Source organism: Shimia sp. MMG029 (assembly GCF_027947445.1).
Lineage (GTDB): Bacteria > Pseudomonadota > Alphaproteobacteria > Rhodobacterales > Rhodobacteraceae > Shimia.
This window is the reverse complement of sequence record NZ_JAQJIM010000003.1, coordinates 161374-187895: the sequence shown is the minus strand read 5'-3', so window position 1 is coordinate 187895 and position 26522 is coordinate 161374. Positions and strand designations below refer to the sequence as shown.

31 protein-coding genes are annotated in these 26522 nt (G+C 59.6%); 15 read left to right on the top strand and 16 right to left on the bottom strand.

Annotated elements, in window-relative coordinates; all coding sequences use genetic code 11:
* Positions 1 to 36: 36 nt before the first annotated feature.
* Entirely contained in the window at positions 37 to 561 is a 525-nt protein-coding gene (locus tag PJL69_RS10290) for a GrpB family protein (RefSeq protein WP_271309572.1), read from the top strand.
* A gap of 255 nt (positions 562 to 816) precedes the next feature.
* Here the strand turns inward: PJL69_RS10290 and PJL69_RS10285 are convergent, their stop codons facing one another.
* The 6 genes from PJL69_RS10285 to PJL69_RS10260 all read right to left on the bottom strand — a co-directional run bounded on the left by PJL69_RS10285 (position 817) and on the right by PJL69_RS10260 (position 5149).
* Entirely contained in the window at positions 817 to 1404 is a 588-nt protein-coding gene (locus PJL69_RS10285; protein ID WP_271309571.1) for an NAD(P)H-dependent oxidoreductase, read from the bottom strand.
* Between the two features lie 132 nt (positions 1405 to 1536).
* Positions 1537 to 1917: a VOC family protein gene (locus PJL69_RS10280; protein WP_271309570.1), complete on the bottom strand. Its 381-nt coding sequence runs from the start codon at positions 1915 to 1917 to the stop codon at positions 1537 to 1539.
* Between the two features lie 67 nt (positions 1918 to 1984).
* Positions 1985 to 2725 (bottom strand): helix-turn-helix domain-containing protein, encoded by a 741-nt coding sequence (locus PJL69_RS10275; RefSeq protein WP_271309569.1) that lies wholly within the window; start codon positions 2723 to 2725, stop codon positions 1985 to 1987.
* A 68-nt stretch (positions 2726 to 2793) separates the two neighbouring features.
* Positions 2794 to 3009 carry a DUF1289 domain-containing protein gene (locus PJL69_RS10270; RefSeq protein ID WP_271309568.1) on the bottom strand — a complete coding sequence of 72 codons (216 nt, stop codon included), beginning with the start codon at positions 3007 to 3009 and terminating at the stop codon, positions 2794 to 2796.
* A gap of 176 nt (positions 3010 to 3185) precedes the next feature.
* Positions 3186 to 4823: a chaperonin GroEL gene (gene groL, locus PJL69_RS10265; protein ID WP_271309567.1), complete on the bottom strand. Its 1638-nt coding sequence runs from the start codon at positions 4821 to 4823 to the stop codon at positions 3186 to 3188.
* Positions 4824 to 4861: 38 nt separating this feature from the next.
* Positions 4862 to 5149: a co-chaperone GroES gene (locus PJL69_RS10260; protein ID WP_209098815.1), complete on the bottom strand. Its 288-nt coding sequence runs from the start codon at positions 5147 to 5149 to the stop codon at positions 4862 to 4864.
* A 242-nt stretch (positions 5150 to 5391) separates the two neighbouring features.
* Between PJL69_RS10260 and PJL69_RS10255 the strand changes: the two genes are divergently transcribed.
* The 5 genes from PJL69_RS10255 (at position 5392) to PJL69_RS10235 (ending at position 10837) form a co-directional block, all read left to right on the top strand.
* Positions 5392 to 6891, top strand: a complete 1500-nt coding sequence (locus PJL69_RS10255) for a malonate--CoA ligase (protein WP_271309566.1) — start codon at positions 5392 to 5394, stop codon at positions 6889 to 6891.
* Between the two features lie 3 nt (positions 6892 to 6894).
* Positions 6895 to 7779: an alpha/beta fold hydrolase gene (locus PJL69_RS10250; protein ID WP_271309565.1), complete on the top strand. Its 885-nt coding sequence runs from the start codon at positions 6895 to 6897 to the stop codon at positions 7777 to 7779.
* Positions 7780 to 8023: 244 nt separating this feature from the next.
* Complete coding sequence (rsgA, locus tag PJL69_RS10245; RefSeq protein ID WP_271309564.1) at positions 8024 to 9112, top strand: ribosome small subunit-dependent GTPase A; 1089 nt, start codon at positions 8024 to 8026, stop codon at positions 9110 to 9112.
* 133 nt (positions 9113 to 9245) lie between these two features.
* Positions 9246 to 9800 (top strand): chalcone isomerase family protein, encoded by a 555-nt coding sequence (locus tag PJL69_RS10240; RefSeq protein WP_271309563.1) that lies wholly within the window; start codon positions 9246 to 9248, stop codon positions 9798 to 9800.
* Between the two features lie 185 nt (positions 9801 to 9985).
* Complete coding sequence (locus PJL69_RS10235; RefSeq protein ID WP_271309562.1) at positions 9986 to 10837, top strand: DMT family transporter; 852 nt, start codon at positions 9986 to 9988, stop codon at positions 10835 to 10837.
* Positions 10838 to 10843: 6 nt separating this feature from the next.
* Here PJL69_RS10235 and PJL69_RS10230 read toward each other — a convergent pair whose 3' ends face one another.
* Positions 10844 to 11293, bottom strand: a complete 450-nt coding sequence (locus PJL69_RS10230; RefSeq protein ID WP_271309561.1) for an NUDIX domain-containing protein — start codon at positions 11291 to 11293, stop codon at positions 10844 to 10846.
* Positions 11294 to 11404: 111 nt separating this feature from the next.
* On the opposite strand from PJL69_RS10230, the gene PJL69_RS10225 reads away from it, so the two are divergent.
* Both PJL69_RS10225 and PJL69_RS10220 read left to right on the top strand, forming a co-directional pair.
* Positions 11405 to 12277, top strand: a complete 873-nt coding sequence (locus tag PJL69_RS10225; RefSeq protein ID WP_271309728.1) for a lipase family alpha/beta hydrolase — start codon at positions 11405 to 11407, stop codon at positions 12275 to 12277.
* Complete coding sequence (locus PJL69_RS10220; protein WP_271309560.1) at positions 12243 to 13409, top strand: alpha-D-ribose 1-methylphosphonate 5-triphosphate diphosphatase; 1167 nt, start codon at positions 12243 to 12245, stop codon at positions 13407 to 13409. The genes PJL69_RS10225 and PJL69_RS10220 overlap by 35 nt, the downstream gene beginning before the upstream one ends.
* Before the next feature lie 114 nt (positions 13410 to 13523).
* Here PJL69_RS10220 and PJL69_RS10215 read toward each other — a convergent pair whose 3' ends face one another.
* The 6 genes from PJL69_RS10215 to lgt form a co-directional block, all read right to left on the bottom strand.
* Positions 13524 to 14603, bottom strand: coding sequence for a 5-(carboxyamino)imidazole ribonucleotide synthase (locus PJL69_RS10215; RefSeq protein WP_271309559.1), 1080 nt, complete (start codon positions 14601 to 14603; stop codon positions 13524 to 13526).
* Positions 14596 to 15087, bottom strand: a complete 492-nt coding sequence (gene purE, locus PJL69_RS10210; protein ID WP_209098788.1) for a 5-(carboxyamino)imidazole ribonucleotide mutase — start codon at positions 15085 to 15087, stop codon at positions 14596 to 14598. The genes PJL69_RS10215 and purE overlap by 8 nt, the downstream gene beginning before the upstream one ends.
* 206 nt (positions 15088 to 15293) lie before the next feature.
* Positions 15294 to 15434, bottom strand: a complete 141-nt coding sequence (locus PJL69_RS10205) for a hypothetical protein (protein WP_209098786.1) — start codon at positions 15432 to 15434, stop codon at positions 15294 to 15296.
* 244 nt (positions 15435 to 15678) lie between these two features.
* Positions 15679 to 16437 carry a peptidoglycan editing factor PgeF gene (gene pgeF / locus PJL69_RS10200; protein ID WP_271309558.1) on the bottom strand — a complete coding sequence of 253 codons (759 nt, stop codon included), beginning with the start codon at positions 16435 to 16437 and terminating at the stop codon, positions 15679 to 15681.
* The gene (locus PJL69_RS10195; protein ID WP_271309557.1) at positions 16434 to 17492 is read right to left on the bottom strand and encodes a class I SAM-dependent methyltransferase; all 1059 of its coding nucleotides are present in this window, start codon (positions 17490 to 17492) and stop codon (positions 16434 to 16436) included. Before PJL69_RS10195 ends, pgeF begins: the two co-directional genes overlap by 4 nt.
* Positions 17489 to 18385 carry a prolipoprotein diacylglyceryl transferase gene (lgt, locus tag PJL69_RS10190; RefSeq protein ID WP_271309556.1) on the bottom strand — a complete coding sequence of 299 codons (897 nt, stop codon included), beginning with the start codon at positions 18383 to 18385 and terminating at the stop codon, positions 17489 to 17491. The genes PJL69_RS10195 and lgt overlap by 4 nt, the downstream gene beginning before the upstream one ends.
* Before the next feature lie 110 nt (positions 18386 to 18495).
* On the opposite strand from lgt, the gene PJL69_RS10185 reads away from it, so the two are divergent.
* Positions 18496 to 18735, top strand: coding sequence for an accessory factor UbiK family protein (locus PJL69_RS10185; RefSeq protein ID WP_058239539.1), 240 nt, complete (start codon positions 18496 to 18498; stop codon positions 18733 to 18735).
* Between the two features lie 61 nt (positions 18736 to 18796).
* On the opposite strand, the gene PJL69_RS10180 is transcribed toward PJL69_RS10185, so the two are convergent.
* Positions 18797 to 19621: a PhzF family phenazine biosynthesis protein gene (locus tag PJL69_RS10180; protein ID WP_271309555.1), complete on the bottom strand. Its 825-nt coding sequence runs from the start codon at positions 19619 to 19621 to the stop codon at positions 18797 to 18799.
* 261 nt (positions 19622 to 19882) lie between these two features.
* Between PJL69_RS10180 and PJL69_RS10175 the strand changes: the two genes are divergently transcribed.
* The 4 genes from PJL69_RS10175 to PJL69_RS10160 are packed head-to-tail and all read left to right on the top strand — an operon-like array spanning position 19883 to position 22510.
* Entirely contained in the window at positions 19883 to 20383 is a 501-nt protein-coding gene (locus PJL69_RS10175; protein ID WP_209098773.1) for a YbjN domain-containing protein, read from the top strand.
* 30 nt (positions 20384 to 20413) lie between these two features.
* Complete coding sequence (gene proC / locus PJL69_RS10170; protein WP_271309554.1) at positions 20414 to 21229, top strand: pyrroline-5-carboxylate reductase; 816 nt, start codon at positions 20414 to 20416, stop codon at positions 21227 to 21229.
* A complete protein-coding gene (locus PJL69_RS10165) occupies positions 21222 to 21560 on the top strand; it encodes a tRNA-binding protein (protein WP_271309553.1) in 339 nt (112 codons plus the stop codon). The genes proC and PJL69_RS10165 overlap by 8 nt, the downstream gene beginning before the upstream one ends.
* Complete coding sequence (locus PJL69_RS10160; protein WP_271309552.1) at positions 21557 to 22510, top strand: 2-hydroxyacid dehydrogenase; 954 nt, start codon at positions 21557 to 21559, stop codon at positions 22508 to 22510. Before PJL69_RS10165 ends, PJL69_RS10160 begins: the two co-directional genes overlap by 4 nt.
* Before the next feature lie 49 nt (positions 22511 to 22559).
* On the opposite strand, the gene PJL69_RS10155 is transcribed toward PJL69_RS10160, so the two are convergent.
* Positions 22560 to 23162, bottom strand: coding sequence for a thymidine kinase (locus PJL69_RS10155; RefSeq protein ID WP_209098764.1), 603 nt, complete (start codon positions 23160 to 23162; stop codon positions 22560 to 22562).
* Positions 23163 to 23562: 400 nt separating this feature from the next.
* On the opposite strand from PJL69_RS10155, the gene PJL69_RS10150 reads away from it, so the two are divergent.
* Together PJL69_RS10150 and PJL69_RS10145 are read left to right on the top strand one after the other, a co-directional pair.
* Complete coding sequence (locus PJL69_RS10150; RefSeq protein ID WP_271309551.1) at positions 23563 to 24018, top strand: hypothetical protein; 456 nt, start codon at positions 23563 to 23565, stop codon at positions 24016 to 24018.
* 3 nt (positions 24019 to 24021) lie between these two features.
* Entirely contained in the window at positions 24022 to 24897 is an 876-nt protein-coding gene (locus PJL69_RS10145; RefSeq protein ID WP_271309550.1) for a helix-turn-helix transcriptional regulator, read from the top strand.
* A 403-nt stretch (positions 24898 to 25300) separates the two neighbouring features.
* Here PJL69_RS10145 and PJL69_RS10140 read toward each other — a convergent pair whose 3' ends face one another.
* Positions 25301 to 26422, bottom strand: a complete 1122-nt coding sequence (locus tag PJL69_RS10140; RefSeq protein ID WP_271309549.1) for a beta-ketoacyl-ACP synthase III — start codon at positions 26420 to 26422, stop codon at positions 25301 to 25303.
* Between the last annotated feature and the right edge of the window lie 100 nt (positions 26423 to 26522).

The following is a 26522-nucleotide window of genomic DNA, read 5'->3' as shown; positions in this document are numbered from 1 at the left end:
TGGAATTTTTTGGACTTGAAAGGTTAACACAGCGACATGGTTTTGGTTGTGGAACATGATCCCGCATGGGCGGCGGGCTTTGCGCAAGAGGCGGAGGCCATCCACGCGGCGCTGGGAGCTGAGGCGATCGAGTTGCATCATATTGGCAGCACTTCGGTGCCCGGTCTGGTGGCCAAGCCGATCCTCGATCTGTTGGGCGAGGTCGCGGATCTGGCGGCGGTTGATGCGGCCGCTGCGCAGTTTGAGGCGCTGGGCTATGAGGCGATGGGAGAGCTCGGCATTCCGGGGCGGCGGTATTTTCGCAAGATGGACGGTGCGGGGCAGCGCAGCCATCACCTGCATGTGTTTGAAAGAGGCTCTGCCCATGTGGTGCGCCATCTGGCGTTTCGCGGCTACCTGTGCGCACATCCGGCGGTGGCGGCGGATTATGGCGCGTTGAAGCGCGCGCTGATCGCGGAGGGTCGCGGCGACTGGGAGTCGTATATTGACGGCAAAGACGCCTTTGTGCAGCGGGTTGAGGCGGAGGCCTTGGCCTGGGCGCAGGGGCTGGATCAGAGCTGAGCGCAGTTTTCTAAGTCATAAGAGGATCGGGAGGGCCGCGCCTGAGCCTGGGTGGGCGCGGAGGAGCGGTGATGCATGGCAGTTTATCTGGCCAAGAGACTCCGCCGTTTTGAGAAATGAAGACCTTTGCAAATGCGCCCTCCCATGGGGAGGGTCGGGCGCGGCCCGGATTGGTCATCCGGGCTTTGATTGGTTTTGCTAGTCAAGCATCGTCCCAAAAATCTACAACGCCTGATGCCGGTCGATCACTTTTGGTCAGTTTTGGGCGGGCGACTCCAAGGTGAGGCCCGTCTGGTAGCTGCGCTCAAGGAGAGCGGCGCGGCGGGGGGCGGAGCCGGTTGCGCCGTTCAGAAGTTCGATCTTGCGCGGGGAGAGCCCAAAGTAGCCAAAGGTACCATGGGTCCAGAGGGTGTCGAGCGCGGCGGTATAGCCTTTTTCTTCCATGTCATCAGAGCGCGCGCCTGCGGGGATGAGCAACACGCCGGTGCGGGGTTTCAGCAGGCTTTGGTCGGGATCATCAAGCTGATCATAGGCCCAGCCCCAGGAAAAGACGCGATCCATCCAGCCCTTCATCATCGACGGCATGCCCCACCAGAACAGCGGAAAGACAAGGCAGATGGCTTCGCAGCGTTCGATGCGCTCCTGCTCGCGCCGCACGTCGGGCGGGGGGGTGTCTGTGCTCTCGATATCAGCCATGGACCAGAGCGGGGAGAACCCCTCTGCGTTAAGATCTGCCAGCTCTGTGGTGTGACCCGCCGCCTGCGCGCCACGCATGAATTCGGCGGCAACCGCATGGCTGAATGAGGCGGGGTTGGGGTGGTCGACCACTGTGAGAACATGCATGTCGTTTGATCCGGTTTGGCTGTGTTCTCAGAGAGATAGGGGAGGGGTGTGTGGATTGCGAGGGGGCGGCTTGGCAGGAAAGGTGGGGCTTTGTGCTACGCCCCGCCCGCGTTTCTATATCGTTGTTGCTGTCTAAGCCGTGGAGCTCAGGCCAAAGATGTTGCCCTCGGTGTCTTGGCAGAGCGAGACAAAGCCGAATTCGCCGATGGAGAACTTGGGACGCAGGACTTGGCCGCCTGCGGCTGTGACGCGGGTTTCCTCGGCTGTGCAGTCTTCGGTGTTGAAATAGACGATGGTGCCGCCTGCGCCCGGTTGGGCGTGGGGCGATTTGGAGAGGGCGCCGCCTGCGCCGTAGAGGCTCATGTCGGTGGGGAAAGCGCGCATTTGGGTTTCGCCGGTGGGGTCGCCGATGTCTTCCAAACTGCAGTCAAAGACGTTTTCGTAAAAGGCGACGGCGCGGGGGAGGTCGGTGACGTAGATGTCAAACCAGCCGATGGTGTTCATTTTGGGCATGAGGCGCTCCTGTGAATGTGGTCATACAGGGAGCTTAGGCGGCGCGACGGGTGGCGTATTGTAGATTTCAGACATCGAATTTGCGCGCGTATTGGCCCGGTGTGTAGCCCGTGGCGCGGCGGAAGGCGTGGATGAAATGGGATTGGTCGGCGTAGGAGCGCGAGGGTTCGCCGCCAAGGGATTGTTGCAGGCGCAGGACTTTGAGGAAGTCATGGGGCGCAAAGCCCGTTGTTTGTTTGAGTACGCGCTGGAGCTGGCGCGGGGAGAGCTGTGCGGTGGCGGCCATGTCTGCGACGGAATGTATGGCGTCGATTTGGGCGAAGATCTTCTCCGTGACCGGATTGGCGATCAGGATGCCGCGGGTGTGGAGGTCTTCGACAAAGGAGATAAGCGCGGTCTGCTGGGCGTCGGGAGCTTGGCCGATGAGGGCGGTGTTGATGTCTTTGAGGGGCAGCGCGCCGGCGTAGGGCTGGTCGATCAGGCCATAGGAGATGGGCGCGCGGTCGCGTTGCCAGACGCCGGGCAGGAAGCGGATGTTGAGGAAGTAAAAGCTGCGCCCCAGGTTCAGTTCTTCTGCGGAGGCGCTGAGGCGGGTGACGCCGGTGATCTCCGGGGTGTGTTGGTCAAAAACGATGTAGGTGCAGGCGTCGGGCAGGGCGTGAAAGCGGTAGTCGGCAGGCAGAGGCTCTGACGTGCGCAGCGATATGAAGCGGTGGACGAGGCTGCGCAGGTGCTCCGGCGGCGCGGTTTCGGTGAACAGGACGCCGTCAGTGGTTTTGTCTTTGCTGTTGCCTTTGGGGTCGTACATGGGGAGCTCGCAGGGGGAGACGTTTTCCAACAAAATGTGAAATGACAGCCTACGGCTGCCCATAGAGTCTACGACGCTTTAGATGGTGTTGCGGCGATCTTTGCCATGCGGCGGGTCAGGTCCTTCTCAATGATTTTTGCTTCATAGGGTTTCATTTTTTTCCACTTCGCGCATTCCTGACGTGTGCGGCCACAGCCAAGACACCAGCCATTTGGGCCGGTAAATTCACAAACATCTGTGCAGGGGCTTTTACGCTTTTTCATATTTGTGACCTTCAAAGTCATGCTTGTTTCAGAGCTTGCGGTTTAAGCCTTAAGAGGGCTCATATGCATCATTTAAAGAAAAGGGCCGCCCGGAGGCGACCCTTTTTGTTTGTCTGGCGGAGGCTTACGTGACAAAGGCGCCCCGAGGGACGCCTTTGCACGATCGCTTAAGATCAAATTCCTTGCGGAACTTAATCTTACATCATGCCGCCCATGCCGCCCATGTCAGGCATTGCAGGTGCGCCTGCGCCTTCTTTGGCTGGCTTGTCTGCAACCATCGCTTCGGTGGTGATCAGCAGGCCTGCAACGGAGGCCGCGTCTTCCAGAGCGGTGCGGGTCACTTTGGCTGGGTCGATCACACCGAAGGAGAACATGTCGCCATATTCTTCGGTCTGTGCGTTGAAGCCGAAGGAGGTGTCGGTGCTTTCGCGCACTTTGCCTGCAACAACTGCACCGTCCACACCAGCGTTTTCAGCGATCTGACGCAGAGGCGCTTCGATGGCTTTCTTCACGATGGTGATACCTGCGTTCTGGTCAGCGTTTGCGCCTTCCAGACCTTCCAGTGCTTTACCAGCCTGAACCAGAGCAACACCACCGCCGACGATCACGCCTTCCTGCACAGCTGCGCGGGTTGCGTTCAGAGCATCGTCCACACGGTCTTTGCGCTCTTTCACTTCCACTTCGGTCATGCCGCCGACGCGGATCACAGCAACACCGCCTGCCAGTTTGGCAACGCGCTCTTGCAGCTTCTCACGGTCGTAGTCGGAAGAAGTTTCTTCGATCTGAGTGCGGATCTGAGCCACGCGTGCTTCGATCTCTGCTTTCTCGCCTGCACCGTCAACGATGGTGGTTTCGTCTTTGGTGATCTCGATTTTCTTGGCAGTGCCGAGCATGTCCATGGTGACGTTCTCGAGCTTCATGCCCAGATCTTCGGAGATAACCTGACCGCCGGTCAGGATCGCGATGTCCTGCAGCATGGCTTTGCGGCGGTCGCCGAAGCCAGGTGCTTTAACAGCAGCAATTTTCAGGCCGCCGCGCAGTTTGTTCACAACCAGAGTTGCCAGCGCTTCGCCTTCCACGTCTTCTGCGATGATCAGAAGAGGCTTCTGGGACTGGATCACCTGCTCGAGCAGTGGAACCATTGGCTGCAGGGAAGACAGTTTCTTCTCGTGCAGCAGCACCATGCAGTCGTCCAGATCAGCGATCATTTTGTCTGCGTTGGTCACGAAGTAAGGGGAGAGGTAGCCGCGGTCGAACTGCATGCCCTCAACAACATCGGTCTCGGTTTCCAGACCTTTGTTTTCCTCAACGGTGATCACGCCTTCGTTGCCAACTTTCTGCATCGCGTCTGCGATCTGCTGGCCGATTTCGGCTTCGCCGTTTGCGGAGATGGTGCCAACCTGAGCAACTTCTGCGGAGTCAGCCACTTCGCGGGATGCGGATTTGATGCCTTCAACTACTTTTGCAGTTGCCAGGTCGATGCCGCGCTTCAGGTCCATTGGGTTCAGGCCAGCTGCAACCTGCTTCAGGCCTTCTTTGACGATCGCCTGAGCCAGAACAGTCGCGGTGGTGGTGCCGTCGCCTGCTTCGTCGTTGGTGCGGGAAGCAACTTCCTTCACCATCTGTGCGCCCATGTTTTCGAACTTGTCTTCCAGCTCGATCTCTTTGGCCACGGACACACCGTCTTTGGTGATGCGTGGTGCGCCGAAGGACTTGTCCAGAACAACGTTACGGCCTTTTGGGCCGAGGGTCACTTTGACGGCGTCTGCGAGAACGTTCACGCCGCGCAGCATTGCGTTGCGGGCATCGGTGTCGAATTTGACGTCTTTTGCCATTTTATAGGCTCCTAATTTGGAATTCTTGGGTCAGACGATCAGGCAATGATGCCCATGATGTCGGATTCTTTCATGATCAGCAGCTCTTCACCGTCGACGGTGACTTCGGTGCCGGACCATTTGCCAAACAGGACTTTGTCGCCTGCTTTCACGTCGAGCTCGACGCGGGCGCCTTTGTCGTCACGCAGGCCAGCGCCCACGGATACGATTTCGCCTTCAGCAGGTTTTTCTTTTGCGCTGTCTGGGATGATCAGACCGCCTGCGGTTTTCTCATCGCTTTCAACGCGGCGTACGAGTACGCGGTCATGCAGTGGTGTAAATGCCATGACTAGGTTTCCCTAATTGAGTTGTCTCCCTGACTCCTCAGCGGAGCCGTTATCACTCCCAAGCGGCGAGTGCTAACGGCGAAAGAGGTAGGGGGCGATTGCGAGGGAGTCAACGGCTGTTACAGAAGTTTCTTGTTTTGGGCGGAAAATGGGGGCGCAGGCTTTGTTTTATGGTTCTTGAAAATCCTGTCGGGATGCCCAAAGGTCGGCCCGGAAGCCAAACCGACGAAGGATGATCCGGCGTGACCAACATACTTTATGATGCTTTGATTGCCCCACATGCGCAAAATACGGCTGAGTTTCTGGCGTGTGACGATGGGGTTTCGCTGAGCTATCAAGGGTTTGTCGCGCGGGCGGCGCAGATGGCGCATGTTTTGACAGCTGCGGGCGTTGCCCCGGGAGAGCGGGTTGTGGTGCAGGCGCCCAAGACGCGCGACACGCTGGCGCTTTACGGCGGGGCTTTGCAGGCGGGGGCGGTCTATCTGCCGCTGAATACGGCCTATACGCAGGAGGAAGTGCGCTACTTCTGTGAGGACGCAACGCCGAAGCTGATTGTCTGTGACGCCAAAGATGCAGAGGCAATCCGGGAGATTGCGGCGGATGTGGGCGCACGGGTGCTGACGTTGACAGCGGAGGGCGGGAGCCTGAGCGCAGCGGCGGATGAACAGCCGGCGCAGTTTGAGACTGTGGCGCGTGGGCCGGATGATCTGGCGGGGCTTCTCTATACCTCTGGCACCACCGGGCGCTCCAAAGGGGCGATGATGTCCCATCAGAACCTTCTGTCCAATGCGCAGGCGCTGACCGCATTGTGGCAGATCACAGCAGAAGACCGGCTGATCCATGCTTTGCCGATTTTCCACACCCATGGGCTGTTTGTGGCAATGAACACCGCGCTGCTGGCGGGGGCGCAGGTGCGGCTGCTGGGACAGTTTGATCTGGAAGAGATCCTGCGCGAACTGCCGCAGTCCACGCTGATGATGGGTGTGCCGACGTTTTACACGCGGCTTCTGGGTGATGCGCGGTTTGACAAAGACCTTTGCGCCAATATGCGGCTGTTTGTTTCTGGCTCCGCGCCTTTGCTGGCGGAAACGCATCAGGCCTTTGAGGCGCGCTCTGGGCATCGCATTCTGGAGCGCTACGGCATGACGGAGACCAATATGATCACCTCCAACCCTTACGCGGGCGCGCGGGTGGCGGGCACCGTGGGCTATGCGCTGCCGGGCACGGAGGTGAAGATCACTGATCCTGAGAGCGGGGAGGCTTTGCCCCATGGGGAGATCGGCATGATCGAGGTGCGGGGGGACAATGTGTTTCAGGGCTATTGGCAGATGCCGGAGAAAACCGCTGAGGAGCTGCGCGCGGATGGTTTTTTCATCACCGGCGATCTGGCGGTGATGGAGCCGGACGGGCGGGTCACCATTGTGGGGCGGGCGAAAGATCTCATTATCTCAGGGGGATATAATATCTACCCCAAAGAGGTGGAGGATGTGCTCAACGATCTCGACGGGGTGTCAGAAAGCGCGGTGTTTGGCGTGCCGCATCCTGATTTTGGCGAAAGCGTGATTGCGGCTTTGGTGGCGCTGCCCGATGCGACGCTGGATGTAGAGGCGATTGAGGCGGAGGTGGGCGCGCGGCTTGCGCGATTCAAACACCCGCGTGCCTATCAGATCATGGAAGCCCTGCCGCGCAACACCATGGGCAAGGTGCAGAAAAACGTGTTGCGTCAAGAGTATAAGGGGTGAGTGATGCAGATCACGGCAAATGGTATTCAGATTGAAGTTGAGGATCACGGGCCGCGCGATGGCGTGCCTTTGGTGCTTATTCGCGGGTTGGGGTCGCAGCTGATCCATTGGCCCGAGAATTTTGTGGCTGGGCTGGCCGATGCGGGGTTTCGCGTGGTGGTGTTTGACAACCGTGATGTGGGGTTGTCGCAGCGTTGCCCCAAGGAGGGCGTGCCCAGTCAGGCGGAAGAGATCACGGCGCAGGCTTTGGCGGAGGGCGCGGTGCCTGCGGCCTATAGCCTGAATGATATGGCGGCGGACACCATTGGCGTGATGGATGCGCTGGGTATTGAAAAGGCGCATGTGTTTGGCATGTCGATGGGCGGGGCGGTTGTGCAGATCCTCTGCCTGGATCATGCGGCGCGGCTGTTGAGTGCAACAATTGTGATGGCCACGGCGCGCCCCTTTGCGGAGCGCGGCGGCAATGCGGAATGGCTGGCGACGCTGTTGGCGCATCCGGTGGATCGCGCGGATTTTGTGGGCAATGCGATCCGTGAGTATGCGTTCTGGGGCAGCCCAGCCTATCCGATGACAGAAGAAGAGCTGCAGGCGCAGGCGGGGCTGGCCTATGACCGGGGGTTTGACCCTGAAGGTGTGAACCGGCAGGTGCTGGCGGTGATTGCGTCCAAAGATCGGCGGCACGCGCTGACCAAAGTTTCGGTGCCGTGTCAGGTCATTCACGGGGAGAATGACACGTTGATCCCACCAGAGGCCGGGGCGGAGATTGCCGGGCTGATCCCGCAGTGTGACCATCATCTGATTGAAGGCATGGGGCATGTGATCACGCCGAAACAAGCGCCCATGTTGGTGGCGATGATGCAGGATTTTGTGGCGCGGCACGCTGCTTGAATGAGCGTGTTGAATTGACCTGCGCGGCCTGAAGGCGTAGAGCTGACGCCAACTCAGATGGAGGTTTTATGGCTCGGTATCAGGATGCCTGAACATGGCGGGTGGCAGAGTGCCCACCCGATGCACGAACAGATCAGCGACCCAAGCGCCTTGGCGCGGGGCTGAGCGTTTGTGCTGCCACTATTTTCTGTTACCTTTCGGCCAGATGCGCAGCATGTGGCTGATCCATGAGAGTTCATGACCAATGACACGGGACTATTCCCAATTTTTGCCCAGCAGTGGCACCGCTTCTGACAGCCCCAAGCGCGCGCCGCTGGATATTTTGGGCTGGCAGCCGTTTTTTGCCCAGCAGACCGACCTCGATATTCTGGAAGCCTCTCCGCCAGTGCGGGTGGTGGAAGTGCATCGCAATGGGCTGCGCGTGCGCGGCGACGGTATTGAGGCGTTGATCCCGCCGGGGCCTGAGGCCACGGTGGGGGACTGGCTTTTGTACAATGCCGAACTGCCAAGCCACAGCGCAGTGCTTGAACGCAAGAGCTTGTTCAAACGCCGCGCCGCCGGGCACGACCGCAGCATTCAGATGATTGCGGCCAATGTGGACACGGCCTTTGTGGTGACCAGCTGCAACAATGATTTCAACGTGGCGCGGCTGGAGCGGTTTCTGGCGTTGGCCTTTGAGGCGGATGTGACGCCGGTGATTGTGCTGACCAAGGCGGATCTGTGCGACGACACAGCACCCTTTGTGGCAGAGGCGCAACGGATTTCGGATCGGGTGCCGGTAGTATTGCTGAATGCCAAAAGCGAAGAACCCGCCGCAAAGCTCGCCGATTGGTGCGCGCCGGGGCAGACGGTGGCCTTCCTTGGCACCTCAGGTGTGGGGAAATCCACACTGGTGAATGCGCTGTTTGGCAGTGAGCAGGCCGAGACCGGGGCGATCCGCGAGGATGACAGCCGCGGGCGGCACACCACCACGGCGCGGCAGTTGCATTTCACCGAGGCTGGGCTGGCTATTCTGGACACGCCGGGGATGCGCGAGTTGCAGCTTGCGGAGGCAGGTGATGGCTTGGCGGATCTGTTTGCCGATGTGGTCGAACTGGCAACGCAGTGTAAGTTCCGCGACTGCGCCCATGAAAGCGAGCCGGGCTGTGCGGTGCGCGCGGCGATTGCGGCGGGCACGCTGGATGCGGATCGGCTGGAGCGGTGGCGCAAGCTGGAGGCCGAGGAGCGGCATAACACTGCCTCGCTGGCAGAACGGCGCGCCTATGACAAAAACTTCGGCAAGATGATCAAGACCGTCACCAAGGCGCATAAGGGGAGCAAAGGGCGGAAATAGACATTTGCAAAGTGCAAAAACGGGGGCGTTCGGAGTGATCCGGGCGCCTTTTGCTTGCGTAACATCTTCATAACGCGCCGCACGGCAATTGTGCGGGAGCAGGGTGAAAAGACTGTTGGCAAGGGAGGCGCAGATGCACGTGAGGTTGCCCATAAGAGAACGGGTGCTGATGCTGTGCCTGAGTGCTGCGGTGACACTTGGCTGGGTGGCGGAGAGTAAAGCGGAGGTGGCACCGGAGGTGCAGAGCCTGCTGGGACAGCCACAGGCGCTGGGCGCTGGGCAGTTTCGGTATCTCGGGTTGAAAGTCTATGACGCAGAGATTTATGCGCCGCGTGGTCAAGGATTTGACCGTGACGGGAAATACGCGCTGAAGATCGAGTATCAGCGCAAGATCCGCCGTACCATCCTACTGCGGGCCTCGCTTGATGAGTTGGAGCGGATTGAAGGGGATCGGGCCGATCATCCCGAGATCTTAAAGAAATTGACCACGTGCTACCGCGACATTCGACCCGGAGACCGGATTGTGGCCTCGCCACGCAGTGCGGATGCGCTGCGGTTCTGGGTGAATGGGGCGCAGACCTGCACCCTGCGGCATGACAATATTCGCGATCGCTATATGGCGATCTGGTTGGGAGACAAAGCGCGCGACAAGCAGTTTGCGCGTCAAGTGATGGCTGAGCAAAGGTAGCGGGGCTGACAGCTCCCCCCAGCGTGGCGGTGCCGCGTTCCGCTCGATGCGGTATCGCGATAGCCCCCGCAACCTTGCAGTAGGCCCGGCCCCCTGTGTGCGGCTTTGGTCCGGTCGCGACACTTGGGGCTGCGCGTGGTCGGGATGGCTTGCTCGTCCCGGCCACGCGTGTCACTCAGGGCAGCATGAGACTTCTGCTTTTGACCGCCCTGACCATGACGGCTTTTGCCGCAAATTCCGTTTTGAACCGCGCCGCTGTGGGCGGTATGGGCATGGATGCCATGAGTTTTGGCGTGATCCGGCTTGCATCTGGCGCGTTGGCCCTGGCGGCATTAGTCGCGTGGCAGAAGCGCGGCTTTGCGATTGGCGGCTTTGGCCGGGGCGTGGCCGTTGCCGGGCTGCTGGCCTATATTTTCGGATTTTCCGTGGCCTATCGTGGGCTGGATGCAGGGCTTGGGGCGCTGATCCTATTTGGTGTGGTGCAGATCACCATGTTTGGCGGCGCGGTGCTGGCACGTGAAGAGGTGCCTATGACCCGTTGGCTGGGCGCTGGGCTGGCGCTGGCGGGACTGATTTGGCTGCTTGCGCCGGGTCCAGGTGGCGCCGTTTCGGTGGCGCATGCCGCCGCGATGGCATTGGCGGGGTTTGGCTGGGGCATCTATTCGCTGCAGGGGCGCAAAGAAGCCGATGCGACGCAAGCCACGGCAATGAATTTCATTCTGGCAGCACCGGTGGCGGTTTTGCTGAGCTGGGGACTGACTGGAGAGATTGGGATCAGTGGTGCAGAGGCGCTGGGCGGGCAGGGCGTGGCGCTGGCGGTGATGTCTGGCGTGATCACCTCGGGCCTTGGATATGCTTTGTGGTATGCGATCCTGCCGGGGTTGGGCGCGAGCCGCGCGGCGGTGGCGCAGCTGACGGTGCCGGTGATCGCCATGGCGGGGGGCATGGTGTTTCTGGCGGAGCCGCTGACGTTGCGGTTTGTCAGCGCGGCAGCACTGGTGATTGGTGGCGTGCTGGTTTCCATGCGCAAGGCGTGAAGCGCGCTATTTTGTGGGTCTCACAATCGGTTCAAGTGGATCATACGTGAGGCCATCGCCCCAAGCCACATCCGGCAGGCTGTCAGGTTTAAACGGCACCCGCACCAAGTCTTCCTGCGTGAAAAACCGCCGGGTGGTGACGATGTTTTCCGGGTCTTTCCAATCGTCAGACAGCGTGCCTTTGGTGATGGTGCAGCGGAAGTAGATGTCGATCTGATGAAAGCTGCCCTCTGGATCATGAAATTCATTGATCAGGCATGGATCATGCACGGCGATTGTGAGGCCGCATTCTTCCCAGACTTCGCGGGCGAGATTTTCTTTCAGCGAGCTGTGGCGCTCTACCCCGCCGCCGGGCACGCACCAGAGATCGCTCTGTCCCTCCGGGTAGGCATTCACAAGCAGCAGCTTGTCGTCTTGCAGGATGATGGCGCGGGCGGCGAGGCGGGGCGAGGACATAAATAAAGTTCCGTTAGGTTTCTTCTTTTGTAGAGCGCGCGGAAAGCCTATCTCAAGACCATGACCAGATTGATCTACAAAATAGCTGCCTTGGCCGCGCTGTTGCCGCTGATGGCGGTGCCTGTGCTGGGCACGTCGCCCGGTGAGAAAGAAGAGACGGTTGCAGAGGAGTGTGTGGTTCTGTTGCACGGGCTGGCGCGCACGGAGAGCTCCTTTCTGGTGATGGAGCTGGCGCTGGAGCGCTATGGTTTTGAGGTGTTGCGTCAGGGCTACCCCTCCACCGAGGATGAGATTGCGGATCTGGCCCACAGCACCCTGCCCGATGCGGTGGCGCAATGTGGCGAACGCAAAGTGCATTTTGTGACCCATTCCATGGGCGGCATTCTGACCCGCGTGTGGTTTGTAAATCATAAGCCGGAAAACCTCGGCCGTGTGGTGATGTTGGGGCCACCCAACAAAGGCAGTGAGGTGGTGGATGAGCTGCGCAATCTGGCCCCGTTTGAGTGGCTGAATGGTCCGGCGGGGATGGAGCTGGGCACGGATGGCTTGCCCAGTGATCTGCCGCCGGTGGATTTTGAATTGGGGGTGATTGCCGGCACACGGTCGCTCAACCCGTATTTCTCAAGCCTGATTGAAGGGCCCGATGATGGCAAAGTCTCGGTTGAGAGCACGAAAGTGGCCGGGATGAATGACCATATTGAATTGCCGGTGACGCATACATTCATGATGAACAACCCCATGGTGATCGCACAGACCCGTGAGTTTTTGACCCATGGGCAGTTTGATCCGGAGTTGCATTGGGGCGATGCGCAGGCGGCGTTGCGTGAGTTGCAGCGTCTGGTGGATGATGACTGTACCGCCGAGGGCTGTGCCGAAAGTGAAGGTGACGATTTCTTTGACTGGATCGAGAAATACACCGACTGGGACGGAGACGGGGATCTGGACGCGGATGATGCAGAGGGTGCCGGTGCCGATGACACGTGATCTGGAGCTGGTGGGCGCAGAGGTTTTGCGCCCAGACGGGCTGGCGCAGGGGGCTTTGGCGCTCAAGGATGGCGTGATTGCCGAAAGTGGGGGTGGCCGTCAGGTGGATCTGAGCGGTTTTCAGATATTGCCGGGTATCGTTGACTTGCATGGCGATGGCTTTGAGCGCCATTTGGCACCACGGCGTGGGGCGATGAAGAACCTTGGCGAGGGGCTTTTGTCTGCGGATGCGGAGCTTGCGGCCAATGGCATCACCACCGCCGTTTTGGCACAGTTCTGGAGCTGGGAGGGCGGCATGCGCAGCCCTGCTTTTGCGCAGCGCTTTCTGGAGGCATTGGCAGCGGCTGAGGGGCTGTTGACGGATATGCGTGTGCAGCTGCGGTTTGAGAGCCATTTGTTGTCTGACTACGCGGCGTTTGAGGCGGCGGTCGCGGCGCATGACGTGCCCTATGTGGTGTTCAATGATCACCTGCCGCATGCGGCGCTGGAGAAGGGCAATAAGCCCCCCAGATTGACTGGGCAGGCGCTGAAAAGCGGGCGCAGCCCCGAGGCGCATCTGGCGCTGCTCAAAGAGCTACATGAGGCGCGAGACGCGGTGCCAGAGGCGGTGGCCGGGCTGGCGGCGCGATTGACGTCGCGTGGTGTGCGGCTGGGCAGTCATGATGATGATACGGCTGAAACACGCACCTTTTGGCGGGCGCGTGGGCTGCGCATCAGTGAGTTTCCCGAGACGCGGGAGGCGGCAGAGGCGGCGCAGGCGGCTGGCGACCCGGTGGTGATGGGCGCGCCCAATGTGGTGCGTGGCGGCAGCCATTCGGGCAATGTGACAGCGGCGGATCTGGTAGCTGACGGATTGGTGGATGCGTTGGCGTCTGACTATCACTATCCGGCGCCCAAGCAGGCGGTGTTGCGCATGGTTGAGGACGGGATCTGTGATTTGGCCACTGGCTGGGCGCTGATTTCTGAGCGGCCTGCAGCCGTGCTGGGCCTCACAGATCGCGGCACGCTGGAGGCGGGCAAACGCGCGGATTTGATTGTTATGGGGCCGGACGGGCGCATTGGCGCAACGCTGGTGGCGAGCCGAGTGAGCCATATGGCAGGTGAGGTTGCAGCGCGGTTTATGGCAGCGTGAGGGGAAAAGAGGGGGCTTCGCCCCTGCCACATCTATGATGTGGCTACCCCAGGATATTTGGCGAATGAGAAGGCGGGGCCCTGTGACAGGGCCCTTTGAGTGCGCCTTGACGTGTTATTTGGCTGTGTCGGCTTTGACGCGGTTGACGTGGCCCATTTTACGGCCTGCCTTGACCTCTGACTTGCCGTAAAGATGTACAGCGGTGTCGCGCTCGGTCAACAAGGTTGGCAGCTGGTCCATGTCGTCGCCGATTAGGTTTTCCATGACCACATCGCTGTGGCGCTGGCCGTCGCCCAGAGGCAGGCCCACCACAGCGCGGATGTGTTGCTCAAACTGATCCACTGCGCAGCCGTTTTGGGTCCAGTGACCGGAATTGTGCACACGTGGGGCGATTTCATTGACGATGAGGCCGTCGGATGTGACGAAGAGTTCGACGCCCATGACGCCGACATACTCCAGCGCGTTCAGGATGTTGGCAGCCAGCAGCACCGCGTCCATACGCTGGGCAGCGGTGAGGCGGGCGGGCACTGTGGTGGTGCGCAGGATGCCGTCAGAGTGCACGTTTTCGCCCGGATCAAAGCAGGCGACCTGACCGTCGATGCCGCGCGCGGCAATCACGGAAACTTCGTGGGAGAAGTCCACAAAGCCTTCCAGCAGCGCAGGTGCGCCGGCCATATCCGCAAGCGCAACCTCGGCATCAGCATCGGTTTTCAGGCGGGCCTGACCTTTGCCGTCATAGCCAAAGCGGCGGGTTTTCAGGATCGCTGGTGCGCCGATTTCGGCCACGGCGGCGGCCATGGTGTCGGCATTGGTGACATCGGCGAAAGGCGCGGTTTTCAGGCCCAGATCGCGCAGGAAAGTCTTTTCCGTCAGGCGGTCCTGGCTGACACGCAGGGCCTCGCGGCCCGGACGGATCGGCACATGGGCCTCCAGGATGTCGAGCGCGGAAGTGGGGATGTTCTCAAACTCATAGGTGATCACATCCACAGCCTCTGCAAAGGCGCGCAGGGCCTCCGCATCGTCGTAGCTTTTCTGGAAATGGTAGTTGGCCACATGGCTGGCAGGGCAATCGCCGCCGGGCTCATAGATGCAGGTTTTGTAGCCCAGACGGGAGGCCGCCACAGAGAGCATGCGGCCGAGCTGGCCACCGCCAAGGATGCCAATGGTGGAACCGAGAGGAAGAGGCTTAGTCATCTTGGGGTTCATCCGGGATAGAGGCCGAGAGGGCATCGCGCCACGCATCAAGGCGGGTGGCGAGGTCTGGATCTTGCAGGGCCAGAATGCCAGCGGCCATGAGGCCCGCGTTGGCGGCACCCGCTGCGCCAATGGCCATGGTGGCCACGGGGAAGCCTTTGGGCATTTGCACGATGGAATAGAGGCTATCCACGCCAGAGAGGGCGCGGGTTTGCACCGGCACGCCCACCACAGGAACGCGCGTTTTGGAGGCCATCATGCCGGGCAGATGGGCCGCACCGCCTGCGCCAGCGATGATGACTTGCAGGCCGCGATCGGCGGCTTCTTTGCCATAAGACCAGAGGCGATCTGGGGTGCGGTGGGCAGAAACGATCTTCTTCTCGTAGGAAATGCCCAGCTCTTCCAGAATGGTGGCTGCTTCTTTCATGGTGGGCCAATCGGATTGGCTGCCCATGATGATGCCGACTTGAGGTGTGTCCGTCATATGCGCCTCTGACATGAGAATTTGGCCAGCGTTATAGACGGTTTCGGGATTTAAGCAACGGAGCCGGTGGGCTTTGCGAAAATAGGAGGATGAGACGCAAAAACTGTGTCATGAATTGCGCAGATGGCTGAGTTTGCCGGGGTAAAATGCAAAACACCCCGCGACTGGCGCGAGGCGTCTTGCATGAATTGGGAAGGGTGCGCCTGTTAGGCGACTTTTTTAAGCGTCAGGCCTTTGCGTTTGGCAATGAAGGCGGCGCGACGTTGGCCACGGGCCCAAGGCATTTGAGGGGCGTCAGCCTTGGATGCGGCAACAACGGATTTGATAAAACGGCTCTGGGTTTTCATCTCTGCTCTCCTTGGTCGTTCTGACCCTTGTTGGGTCTATTGTTTCCAACTTGAGATCAGTTTCTTGCTGAATTGGGGCAGAGATGCGGCGAGATTGGTCGGATTTTAGGAAAATTAGTCGATAATCCCAAGGGTCGCGGGGCATTGTTTCGCAGAAGCGGCCTTTGTTTATGGCCTCTGCGAGAGGCGTGGTGTGTTTTTGGGCGCAAAGAAGCGCTGCATTTTAGTTAAATTTGTCGCGCTTTTAGAGGCGAATGCAGGAGATCAGGCGGCCGTAGTCGGCCTCTTTGGCGTGGGTGGTGCGCCGGTAAGAGTAGAATCTGGCCGGGTCTGCATAGGTGCAATGGCGAATCCATTCCGCAGCGCCAACCCCTGCCTGTTTCAGGCGATGCAGGCCGTAAGCGGGCAGATCAAACAGCATGCGGTCGCCCTCGCCCGGGGCAAAGAAGCGGCGGTTGTCTGCGTCTTCAGAGAGAAAATTGTCGAGAAACTCGGGGCCAACCTCATAGGCGCTTTGACTGATGCAGGGGCCAATGACGGCGTTGATGTTTGCGCGGGTGGCGCCGAGGGCCTCCATCGCATCAAGTGTGGCTTCCATCACGCCATCGCGGGCGCCGCGCCAACCGGCATGGGCTGCGCCTATCACACTGGCTTTGGGGTCGGAAAACAGCACGGGCTGGCAATCCGCTGTCAGAATGGACAGCGCGAGGCCGGGCTGATTGGTGACAATCGCGTCGGCGCGGGGGCGCTCGCCTGTGATTGGGCCTGTGGCGGTGTAGGCATCGGGGGAATGCACCTGATGTACGGAGGCCAGATGGGCGATGTCGACCTCCATCGCCTCGGCCACGCGCTGGCGGTTGATGGCGACAATTTCGGACTGATCGGAGCTGCCGACACCGCAGTTGAGGCCCTCAAAGATGCCGGAGGACGCACCGCCACGGCGGGTGAAGAAGCCATGATGCACAGGGCCAAGCAAATCAGAGGTGAGTATCTCAAGTGTCATGTGGTGCATCCTGCTGGGGGTGTGCCGCCTTCGGGGAAGAGCGCGAGGACTTTGAACAGGTTTCCCATTTCCTCGGGGTGCGTCAAGCGGCGATGTGCGGCGATGTGGCTGTCAAGCGCCGCGCCGGTGAGCTGTGTGGCCAGTGCCTGTGCGCGGGCGGTGATGCCGAGGCGCTCCAGAAACACGCCTTGGGGTGTGAGGTGGCTGTGGGCGCAGGGGGCGGCCTGCGCCAAAGCCTCAAAATCCACATGGGCGGTGAGGTCGCTTTCGCCCGGCGCGGTCAGCGGGTCGATGAAAGCGTGATCTTGCAGGGCTTGCAATGTGTCTCCCTGCGCGCGCCAGTCGCCGTAGTCAATCACGAGTGCCACGCCGCCTGTATTGTCGATGCGGGTGCCGATCTGATCGGCGATGGCCGCGGCTTGAGGGCAGGTTTCGACGATGTTGTCTTTGATCGTGTCTTTCAGGCGGTGCGTGAGGTGCGGCTGGGGCAATTCCGGGCCGAGGGCAAATGAAAGTGTACCGTCACGCATGGCGACGAGGCGCTCGTGCCAGCCTTCCGCGCCGCGCTGATATTGGCGGATTGGGAGCGCGTCAAAGAACTCATTGGCGACAAGGAAGAGCGGCTGATCTGGCAGCGTGTCGAGGTTGTCGTGCCATGTGACCTCTGCGCTGAGGGTCGCGCGCTGTTTGGCGCGTAGGGTTGGGGAGGCTTCAATAAGGTGGATCTGGGCGGCAGCGTGAAAGCCGGGCGCCGCGCGGGTGGCGCGTAGGATGTCGGCCATGAGCGTGCCGCGCCCGGGGCCGAGTTCGGCCAGTGTGAAGGGGGCAGGGGCGCCTTGATCGAGCCAAGCCTGTGCCAGCGACAGGCCAATGAGTTCGCCAAACATCTGGCTGATCTCCGGCGCGGTGGTGAAATCACCGTCAGCGCCCAGAGGGTCGCGGGTTGTGTAGTAGCCCAAGGTGGGATGCAGCAGCGCCTCACCCATGAAATCCGCCACGGTCATGGGGCCGTGGGCTTCAATCCGAGCGAGGAGGTGCTGCGTGAGTTTGTTCATGTGGCGGGGGCAGGCACGGGACGCGCGCGCAGGATCAGGTAGAGGCCGAGGGCGATCATCGGCAGCGAGAGCAGCTGGCCCATGGTGAAGCCGTAGCCGTTCATCTGCAACGCAAGGCCGAGTGGGTTGCCCGGCGAAATGAACTGGGCGTCGGGCTGGCGGACAAACTCAACAAGGAAACGCGCGGTGCCGTAGCCTGCGAGGAAGGTGCCGATTAGGGTGCCGGGGCGTTTGAGGGCGCCACGGCGATAGGCGAGCCAGAGCATGAGGCTGCCAAGGATCACGCCTTCCATCAGCGCTTCATAAAGCTGGGAGGGGTGGCGCGCACAAAAGGCGGCGAGCTGGCCGCAATCCTGAGCGGCATGGCCGGGGAACACCACGCCCCATGGCAGATCGGTGGGGCGGCCCCAGAGCTCTGCATTGATGAAGTTGGCAATCCGCCCCAGAAACAGGCCGATCGGCACGCCAAGTGCCATGGCGTCGCCCACCTGCATCGGGCGCAGGTCATATTTGCGACAATAGAGGAAGCCTGCGAGAATCACGCCCAACATGCCGCCGTGAAAGGCCATGCCGCCGTCCCAGATGCGGATGATGTCGCCCGGATTGGCAAGATAGAAGGCGGGTTTGTAAAACAGCACATAGCCGAGGCGGCCGCCAAGGATCACGCCGAGAATGACCCAGCTGAGCAGGTCTTCGACCTGTTGTGCAGTGATGGGCGCCGTGTTGTTGGGCCAGAGCGTGGCGCGTTTGACGGTGGCGACCACAATGCGCCAGCCGATCAGGATGCCGACAATATAGGCCAGCGCGTACCAGCGCAGGGCAAATTCCATGCCAAAGGCGGAAATCGCAAAGATCTCTGGTGAGATGTTGGGGAAGGGAATTTGTCCGCTCATGTGCCTCTCCGTTTGTGGCCCAAATGGCCGGGTGCACGCGACAAAGTCAACCTTGTGTCTGCGGGCGTTGGTGCCCATATAGGGGGCAGGATCACAATGCGGAGAGAGCGATGCAGACCCGGAACAAATTCATGGACGACATGTCTCAGCTGATGACCAACGCCATGGGTGTGGCTCAGGGCGCCAAGGATGAGGCGGAAAACGCGATGAAGTCGCTGATGGACCGCTGGCTGGCGGATCGCGATTTTGTAACCCGTGAGGAGTTTGACGCGGTGCGCGCCATGGCGCAGAAGGCCCGCGAAGAAAACGAAGCCCTGAAGGCCCGGATCGAGGCGCTGGAAGGTAAGTAAGGCGTAAGGCTTTACATGACAGACCGAATGGGGCTGGCCGATGGGCTGGCCCTTTTTTGTGTCAGAGACGGATGGTGCCTTCCACACAGCTTTGTACCGCGCCACCGACCCAGATTTCGGCCCCATCGCTTTGCACATGCACGCGGCCTTTGCGCCCCAAGGCGGTGCCTTGGGCGGCGATGTAGTTGGGCGCAGCGTGGCCGGCGGCAATGAGCCATTGGGCGATGCCTGCGTTGAGACTGCCGGTGACGGGGTCTTCAAACCCGCCTGCGGAGAAGGCGCGGACCTCAAAATCGGTGTCCTGTGCCGGGGCGACAACGCCGATGCGCAGGCCGTTCAACATGCTGTAGTCGGGGGTGATGGCCATGGCGGTGGCGCGATCTTGCAGCAAAAGTGCGGCCCAGCCGGGGCCATTGTCGACCCATGCAGCATCCAAGATATCGGTGTCAGTGAGCCCGAGGCCCTTGATGGCACGGGTGCGGGTGTCTGCATCCAATGCGCCGCTGCGCGTGAGGGGCGGTGCCCTGAAGAAGAGGTGATCGCCCTCGCGACAAATGCGGATCAAGCCTGCGCCGCACTCTTGTACAATGTCGCGGCCTTTGGGTACACCGCCCTGATTGAGCCAGACCTGTGCGCTGCCCAAGGTGGGATGGCCCGCAAAGGGCAGCTCTTGCAGGGGGGTGAAAATCCGCACGCGGTAGTCCGCAGAAGGCTCTGATGGGGGCAGCAGAAAGCTTGTTTCGCTGAGGTTGGTCCAGTGGGCGAGCTGGGCCATTTGCGTGGGGCTGAGGGCGGCGGCGTCGCTGACCACAGCCAGCGGATTGCCGTAGCTAGGGCTGTCGGTGAACACATCCACCTGTGTAAAGGGAAATTGGGCGGGCTGCATGCTATCCTCTTGGAGTCTCAGGAAAAACCGGGTGTTTGGCACAGCCCCTCTTTGGGTCTTGCACCAGATGGCGAAGACTTGTGCTTAGATCACTTTAATCCACAACTTATTGCGTTATCCACAGATATTTTGCTTTACACATCCTTAAGGGCACCGCACCATATGTTGTAAGGATGGTGGAGTTTTCCACAGGTCCTAGAGCAGGCACCAAGCGTTAGGGGAGCTGCCAATCCCCGCGCGATAGCAAAACGAGGTGGCGCCATGGCATTGTCAGAGCAGTTTCTGGAAGAAGACCTGCATCCAATCGATATCGTTGAGCATATCGCAGAGGTGCGGGACTGGAATTTTGAGCGGATCGCGGACGATCAGATCGCGATGGCGGTTGAGGGACAATGGAAGACCTATTCCATCACCCTGGCCTGGTCCGCCTATGATGAGACTTTGCGCATGGTGTGCTCCTATGAGGCGGAGCCGCCCAAAGAGAAGCTGCCCCAGCTCTATGAGACCATCAATGCGGTGAACGATGAATGCTGGGCCGGTGCGTTTACTTACTGGGAAAAGCAGCAGTTGATGATTTACCGCTATGGGCTGGTATTGACGGGCGGTCAGGTGGCGAGCCCGGATCAGATTGACACGATGATCCGCAGTGCGGTGCAAAATGCCGAGCGCTTCTACCCGGCTTTCCAGCTTGTTGTCTGGGGCGAGCGAACTGTGAAAGATGCGATGCAAGTTGCCATTGCAGAGGCCTACGGCCGGGCGTAACACTTGCCCCCAAACGGATAGGGGGCTTTCATGGACATGGAATTGGTTGCCGCACGCGGGCTGGTGCTTTTGGGGTGTGGCAAGATGGGCTCTGCGATGTTGCAGGGCTGGCTGGCGGATGGTTTGCCTGCGACTTCTGTGTGGGTGCAGGATCCGCATCCGAGTGATTGGGTTCAGCACAGCGGCGTGCATGTGAATGCTGCGCTGCCCGCCGCGCCTGCAGTTGTTTTGATTGCTGTAAAGCCACAGATGATGGCCGACGCGCTGCCTGTGCTGGCGGCGATGGGCAATGGCGAGACGTTGTTTGTTTCGGTGGCCGCCGGGATTTCCATTGGCACCTACGAAGAGATTTTGGGCGCAGACACCCCGATTGTGCGCGCCATGCCCAACACGCCAGCGGCGGTGGGCAAGGGCATCACCGCGATTGTGGGCAATAGCCCTGCCGGGGAGGCTGGTTTGATTGCCGCTGAAGCGCTGTTATCTGCTGTGGGGCAGGTGGTGCGCCTTGAGGCCGAAAACCAGATGGATGCGGTGACGGGGCTGAGCGGCTCTGGCCCGGCGTATGTGTTTCATATGATTGAGTGCATGGCGGCTGCGGGGGAAGCGCAAGGCTTGTCGCCCGAGCTGTCTATGGCATTGGCCAAGGCAACGGTTGCGGGTGCGGGCGCGCTGGCCGAGACGGCAGAAGACAGCCCGGCACAGTTGCGTGTGAATGTGACCAGTCCCAATGGCACCACGCAGGCCGGGCTTGAGGTGTTGATGGACACCGCGACAGGGTTGCTGCCGTTGATGATCAAAACCGTGGGGGCTGCGGCAGACCGTAGCCGGGAGCTGGCCAATGGGTGAGATCAGTTTTGACGACTTTCAAAAGGTCGACATTCGTGTGGGTACAGTGGTGCGGGCCGAAGATTACCCGGAGGCACGCAAACCCGCGATCAAGCTTTGGGTGGATTTTGGCGATGAGATTGGCGTGCGCAAAAGCTCTGCCCAGATCACGGCGCATTACAATCCCGATGGGCTGATCGGCAAACAGGTGATGGCGGTTGTGAATTTCCCGCCGCGCCAGATCGGCAAATTCATGTCGGAAATTCTGGTGCTTGGACTGCCGGATGCGGCGGGTGAGATCACTTTGATTGGCCCGGATGGGCTGGTGCCAAATGGGGGGCGGATGCATTGAAGGACCTTTTGATCACACGGCCCTTGCCTGACGATGTTCTGGCGGCGGCGCGGGCGCAGTTTTCGGTGACGGTGCGGCTCAACAATCTGCCGATGCAGGCGGATGAGCTGCGCGATGCGTTGCGCAATTTTGATCTTGTGTTGCCCACGCTGGGCGATGCGTTTGATGCCCGTGTGTTTGCGGATGTGGGCACGCCACGCACCAAAATGCTTGCGAATTTCGGGGTTGGGTTCAATCACATTGATACGCAGGCGGCCAAGGCGGCAGGGGTGGTGGTGACCAACACGCCGGGCGCGGTGACCGATGCGACGGCGGATGTGGCGATGACCCTGATGCTGATGAGCGCGCGGCGTGCGGGCGAAGGCGAGCGGTTGGTGCGGTCAGGCCAATGGCGCGGCTGGCACCCCACGCAGATGCTAGGTCTGCACCTGAGCGGCAAAACCGTGGGCATCGTGGGCATGGGCCGGATTGGGCAGGCAATTGCGGCGCGTTGTCATTTTGGCTTTGGCATGGCGGTGAAATACTGGAACCGCTCTGAAAAAGATCTGCCGTTCCCGGCGGATCGCGTGGCGGAGCTGACAGAACTGGCCGGGCAGGTCGATGTGCTGGTGGCGGCGGTGCCGGGTGGGGCAGATACACAGCATCTGTTTGATGCTGAGGTGTTTGACGCGATGCCGAAGCATGCGCATTTTATCAATATCTCGCGCGGGGAAGTGGTGCAGGAGGCTGCTTTGATTGCGGCGCTGCAAGCCGAAGAGATCGGTGGCGCTGGGCTGGATGTTTATGAGTTTGAACCCAAAGTGCCAGAGGCGTTGCGCAAGCTGGAAAATGTGACGCTGCTGCCGCATCTGGGCACGGCTGCATTGGAGGTGCGCAGACAGATGGGGATGATGGCTGTGGACAACCTGATCGCCTTTGATCGGGGGCAGACACCGCCCAATCTGGTGTGACGGTTTGACCTTGGGCCACGCCCCTTGAGGGTGTGTGGCTGGGGGTACCCTAGGTATTGGTTGCGTCTTTGGCCACATCACCCATCGCGGCGCGCCAGTGACGGCGGCAGAGGGAAACATAGCTTTCATTGCCGCCGATTTGGACCTGAGCGCCCTCGCGCAGCACGTTGCCTGCCTCGTCCTGACGTATGACCATAGTGGCCTTCTTGCCGCAGTGGCAGATGGTGCGCACTTCGCGCATTTCGTCTGCCAGAGCCAGCAGCGCGGCAGAGCCGGGAAACAGCTGGCCCTGAAAATCAACTCTCAGGCCGTAGCACATGATGGGAATTTTCAGATCATCGACAACCCGCGCCAGTTGCCAGACCTGTGCCTCGCTCAGAAACTGGGCTTCGTCGATAAAGACGCAGGCGATCTCACCTTGCGCCTTGCGGGTTTCAATTTTTGCGTAGAGGTCAGAGGTGGCTTCAAACGTGTCAGCGGGCTCTGAAATGCCGATGCGCGAGGCGATGCGGCCTGCGCCTGCGCGGTGATCCAGCCTTGCGGTGAGCAGATAGGTCTGCATACCACGCTCTTTGTAGTTGTGGGATGCCTGCAAAAGCACGGTGGATTTGCCGGCGTTCATTGTGGAGTACTGAAAGTAGAGCTTGGCCATAGGCGCGTGATAGGCCGCAACGCGCAAAGGGCGCAAGGGTCTGCGTTTGTGGCTGTGCCAAAAAGTAAGAGAGCGGTGCAGAGATGCCAAATCGGGTGTGGGGCGAGGCAAACACGCGCTGCAGAAACGCGACCCGGTGCACTTTGGCAGGGCCAAATGGGGATGTTTACCGGGTCGCGCGGCCTTTGGCCGACGGTGGATTTCCACGCAGATTTCCACCGCTTTCCTCTGGTTCGGTACCACTCACCGAAGCCTGATAGTGCCGGAGGAAACGCTTCCGGCCTTTCTCACATGCCAAAAAAAGGGTTTATTCGATACTGGGAAAACAAAAGTACCTTTCCCCGCATGTGGGACTGTGGGATGAAGTGCGCTTGATCAATCAATGGGTTGGGAAGACCAAATGAGTGTTGTGCACAGTTATCTGAAGAAGCATTCTGAGGCGTTGGTGAAGGATGTGGGCATAGAAGCTGCCTGTGCGCTGACCGGGAAATCAAAGGCCACGCTTGGACGCTATTACTCAAGCCACGCTGAGCACGCGGAGCGTTTCATGCCGATTGATGCTGTGGCTGCGCTTGAGGAAGCGGCGTCCTATCCGCATGTCACCTCTGCCTTGGCTGAGCTGCGGGGCAACTCGTTGAACCATGATGGTTGCCGTCCGGCGCATGGCAAAGGCGGGGTGAACTCAGACGTGATTTTGCTGAGTCAGCGATTTGCCTTATTGATGGCGGAATACAACCAATCGATTGAAGATGGCGTGATCACAGTGTCAGAGGCCAAGCGTCTGCTGCGGGAAACAGCTGCATTGCAGCAGGTGCTGGTGGATATGAAGTTGCATTTGGAAGAGGAAATTTCTTAACCGATGGTCGAGGAGACTGGGCGCAGGCCGTTATTGGCGGCGGAACGTCACACACCGGAACTGTTGCACGGGTTTCTGGCTGATCTGGAAACCACCCAGACGTCTGCGGAAGTCTGGAAGTTGATCGTGGAGGTGGGGCGCACGCTGAACCTGCCGTGTATTGATTTTATCTGTGCCAATAACTTCTCCAACTGGCAGCGTACCCTTTTCATTCGCACGTCTTACGACAGCAGCTGGCTCAATGCGCATAACAATGATCCGGAAGTGTCTAAGTGGAGCTATTTCCGAACGCATGCGATCAACTGTCTGACACCTATCGCGGTTGGCTTGGAGTTTGCAGATGAATTTCACCATATCCCGCAGCAGCGGTATCAGGTTTTGAAAGAAGCTGCGGAGCATGGGATGCGGGCCGGGTTTTCCATTCCTTTGCGTTTGAATGTGCCTCCGCAGGCGGCTTTGATCACATTCTGTGGAGATCACTCCAAACGCGAGATGCGTCACATCATTCAGACCCACGGATGGGTCCTAAATACTGTCGCAATGATGGGGCATCAGCGGTATCTCGCTCATTTTGCGGCGGAATTCACCCAGCGAAACCAAATTTCTGACAAGCAGCGTGAGCTGTTGGAGATGATCGGTGCGGGGCTGCAAGATAAAATGATTGCACAAAAGCTGGATATTTCTGTTTCTGCGGTGCGGCAACGGATGAAGAACATTCTGGCCAAGACCGGTCTGGCCAATCGCGCAGACTTGGCCGCGCTCGCCATGAGTGCAGGGCTTGTGAAAGATCCGCTCAATCGGATGCACAACGAAGAAGCCGGGATCCTTGTGGAAATGGATGTACCTCCCGGTGCTACACATCGGATCAGGTACGATTAGTCATTGATGTTAAAGTATTATTTCGGGTCATCATTGATGTGAGGCCCCCGAAAAAAAGGTGCCCCGGTAAAACCGAGGCACCTACACGTCATAAAAAGACATACAAGGATAATATGTGCACGGGTGTGCAATACAACTCTGCACGGGACAGCACAGAGTAGAAGGGGATCAGTAAACTATCACCTCTCGAACCTATTGCCTCAGGGCGCCTGGGGTAGCACCGCGGCGAAACAACAGCTCCCTCCATGGACTATGCTATCGCATTACGTAGCGTGAGTCTGGTGGGGGAAACCCGCTCATCACAGATGAGAGAGCTGTCAATTATGATAGGTATCGCACTTTTGGCTGTCATTTATGGTAGTTTGTGCACGGTGGTACACAAACCAGTTCGAATCGCAGCGACTTAATGCCGCTTGACGAGCACGGAACCCACTGAGTAGCCCGCGCCAAACGAACAAATGACCCCATAGTCCCCGGATTCGAGATCATCAGAGAACTTTGAAAATGCGATGATCGATCCGGCTGAAGAGGTGTTGGCGTAGTCTTGTAGAATGTTAGGCTGCTCACCGTTTTCAGGGGTACGCCCCAAGACTTTTTTGCCGATGAAGTCGTTCATAGATTTGTTGGCCTGATGCAGCCAGAGGCGGCGCAGGTTGTCAGGTGCAATGCCTTCGTCTGCGAGGTGGGCAAGCATGTGAGCGGAGACCATGGGGACCACTTCCTTGAACACTTTGCGGCCGTTTTGCATAAATTGCATGTCGCGACGATCGGCGACGCCATCTGGGCGGGAGCGGCGCAGGAAGCCGTTGTTGTTGCGGATGTTGTTGGAGAATTCCGTGGCACAGCGTGTGGAGATGATTTCAAAGAACGCGCCTTTGGCATCTTCGCTGCGTTCCACGACGGTTGCGGTGGCCACATCGCCAAAGATGAAGTGACAATCCCGGTCACGCCATTCCAAATGGCCGGTGCAGATTTCCGGGTTCACCACGATGGCCTTGCGTACGGAGCCTGCGCGCACCATATCGGCGGCGGCCTGAAGGCCAAAGGTGGCGGAAGAACAGGCGACATTCATGTCAAAGGCAAAGCCGCCCGCGCCGAGTTCTTTTTGAATTTCGATGGCCACGGCGGGGTAGGCGCGCTCCATGTTGGAGGCGGCGCAGATCACGAGATCAATTTCTGAGGCGTCAATCTGAGCCTGTGTCAGCGCTTTCTTGCAGGCGTCGACGGCCATTTCGGTCATCACAGAGGGTTCATCATCCGCGCGTTGGCGCAGCTGGGGGTGCATCACGTCAGGGTTCAGCACGCCCTCTTTGTCGAGCACATGGCGCTGTTTGATGCCGGAAGCTTTGTAGATGAATTCGCTTGAGGAATGCTGCATCGGCTCTATCTCGCCGGCCTCAATGGCGGCCGCGTTCTGGGCGTTCATTTTGTCGGCATAGGCGTTGAAGCTTGCGACCAGCTCATCGTTGGTGATGGTTTGGTCAGGTGTGAAAACACCGGTGCCGGTGATGGCTGGCTTGAACATGATGGCCCTCAAGAGTTTCCTGTGCCGCGCAGCTAGCATGGAATTGGGCGCAAAGGTCAAGAGTTTCCCCTTGGTCACTTTGCGCGCTGCGCCCTGATTT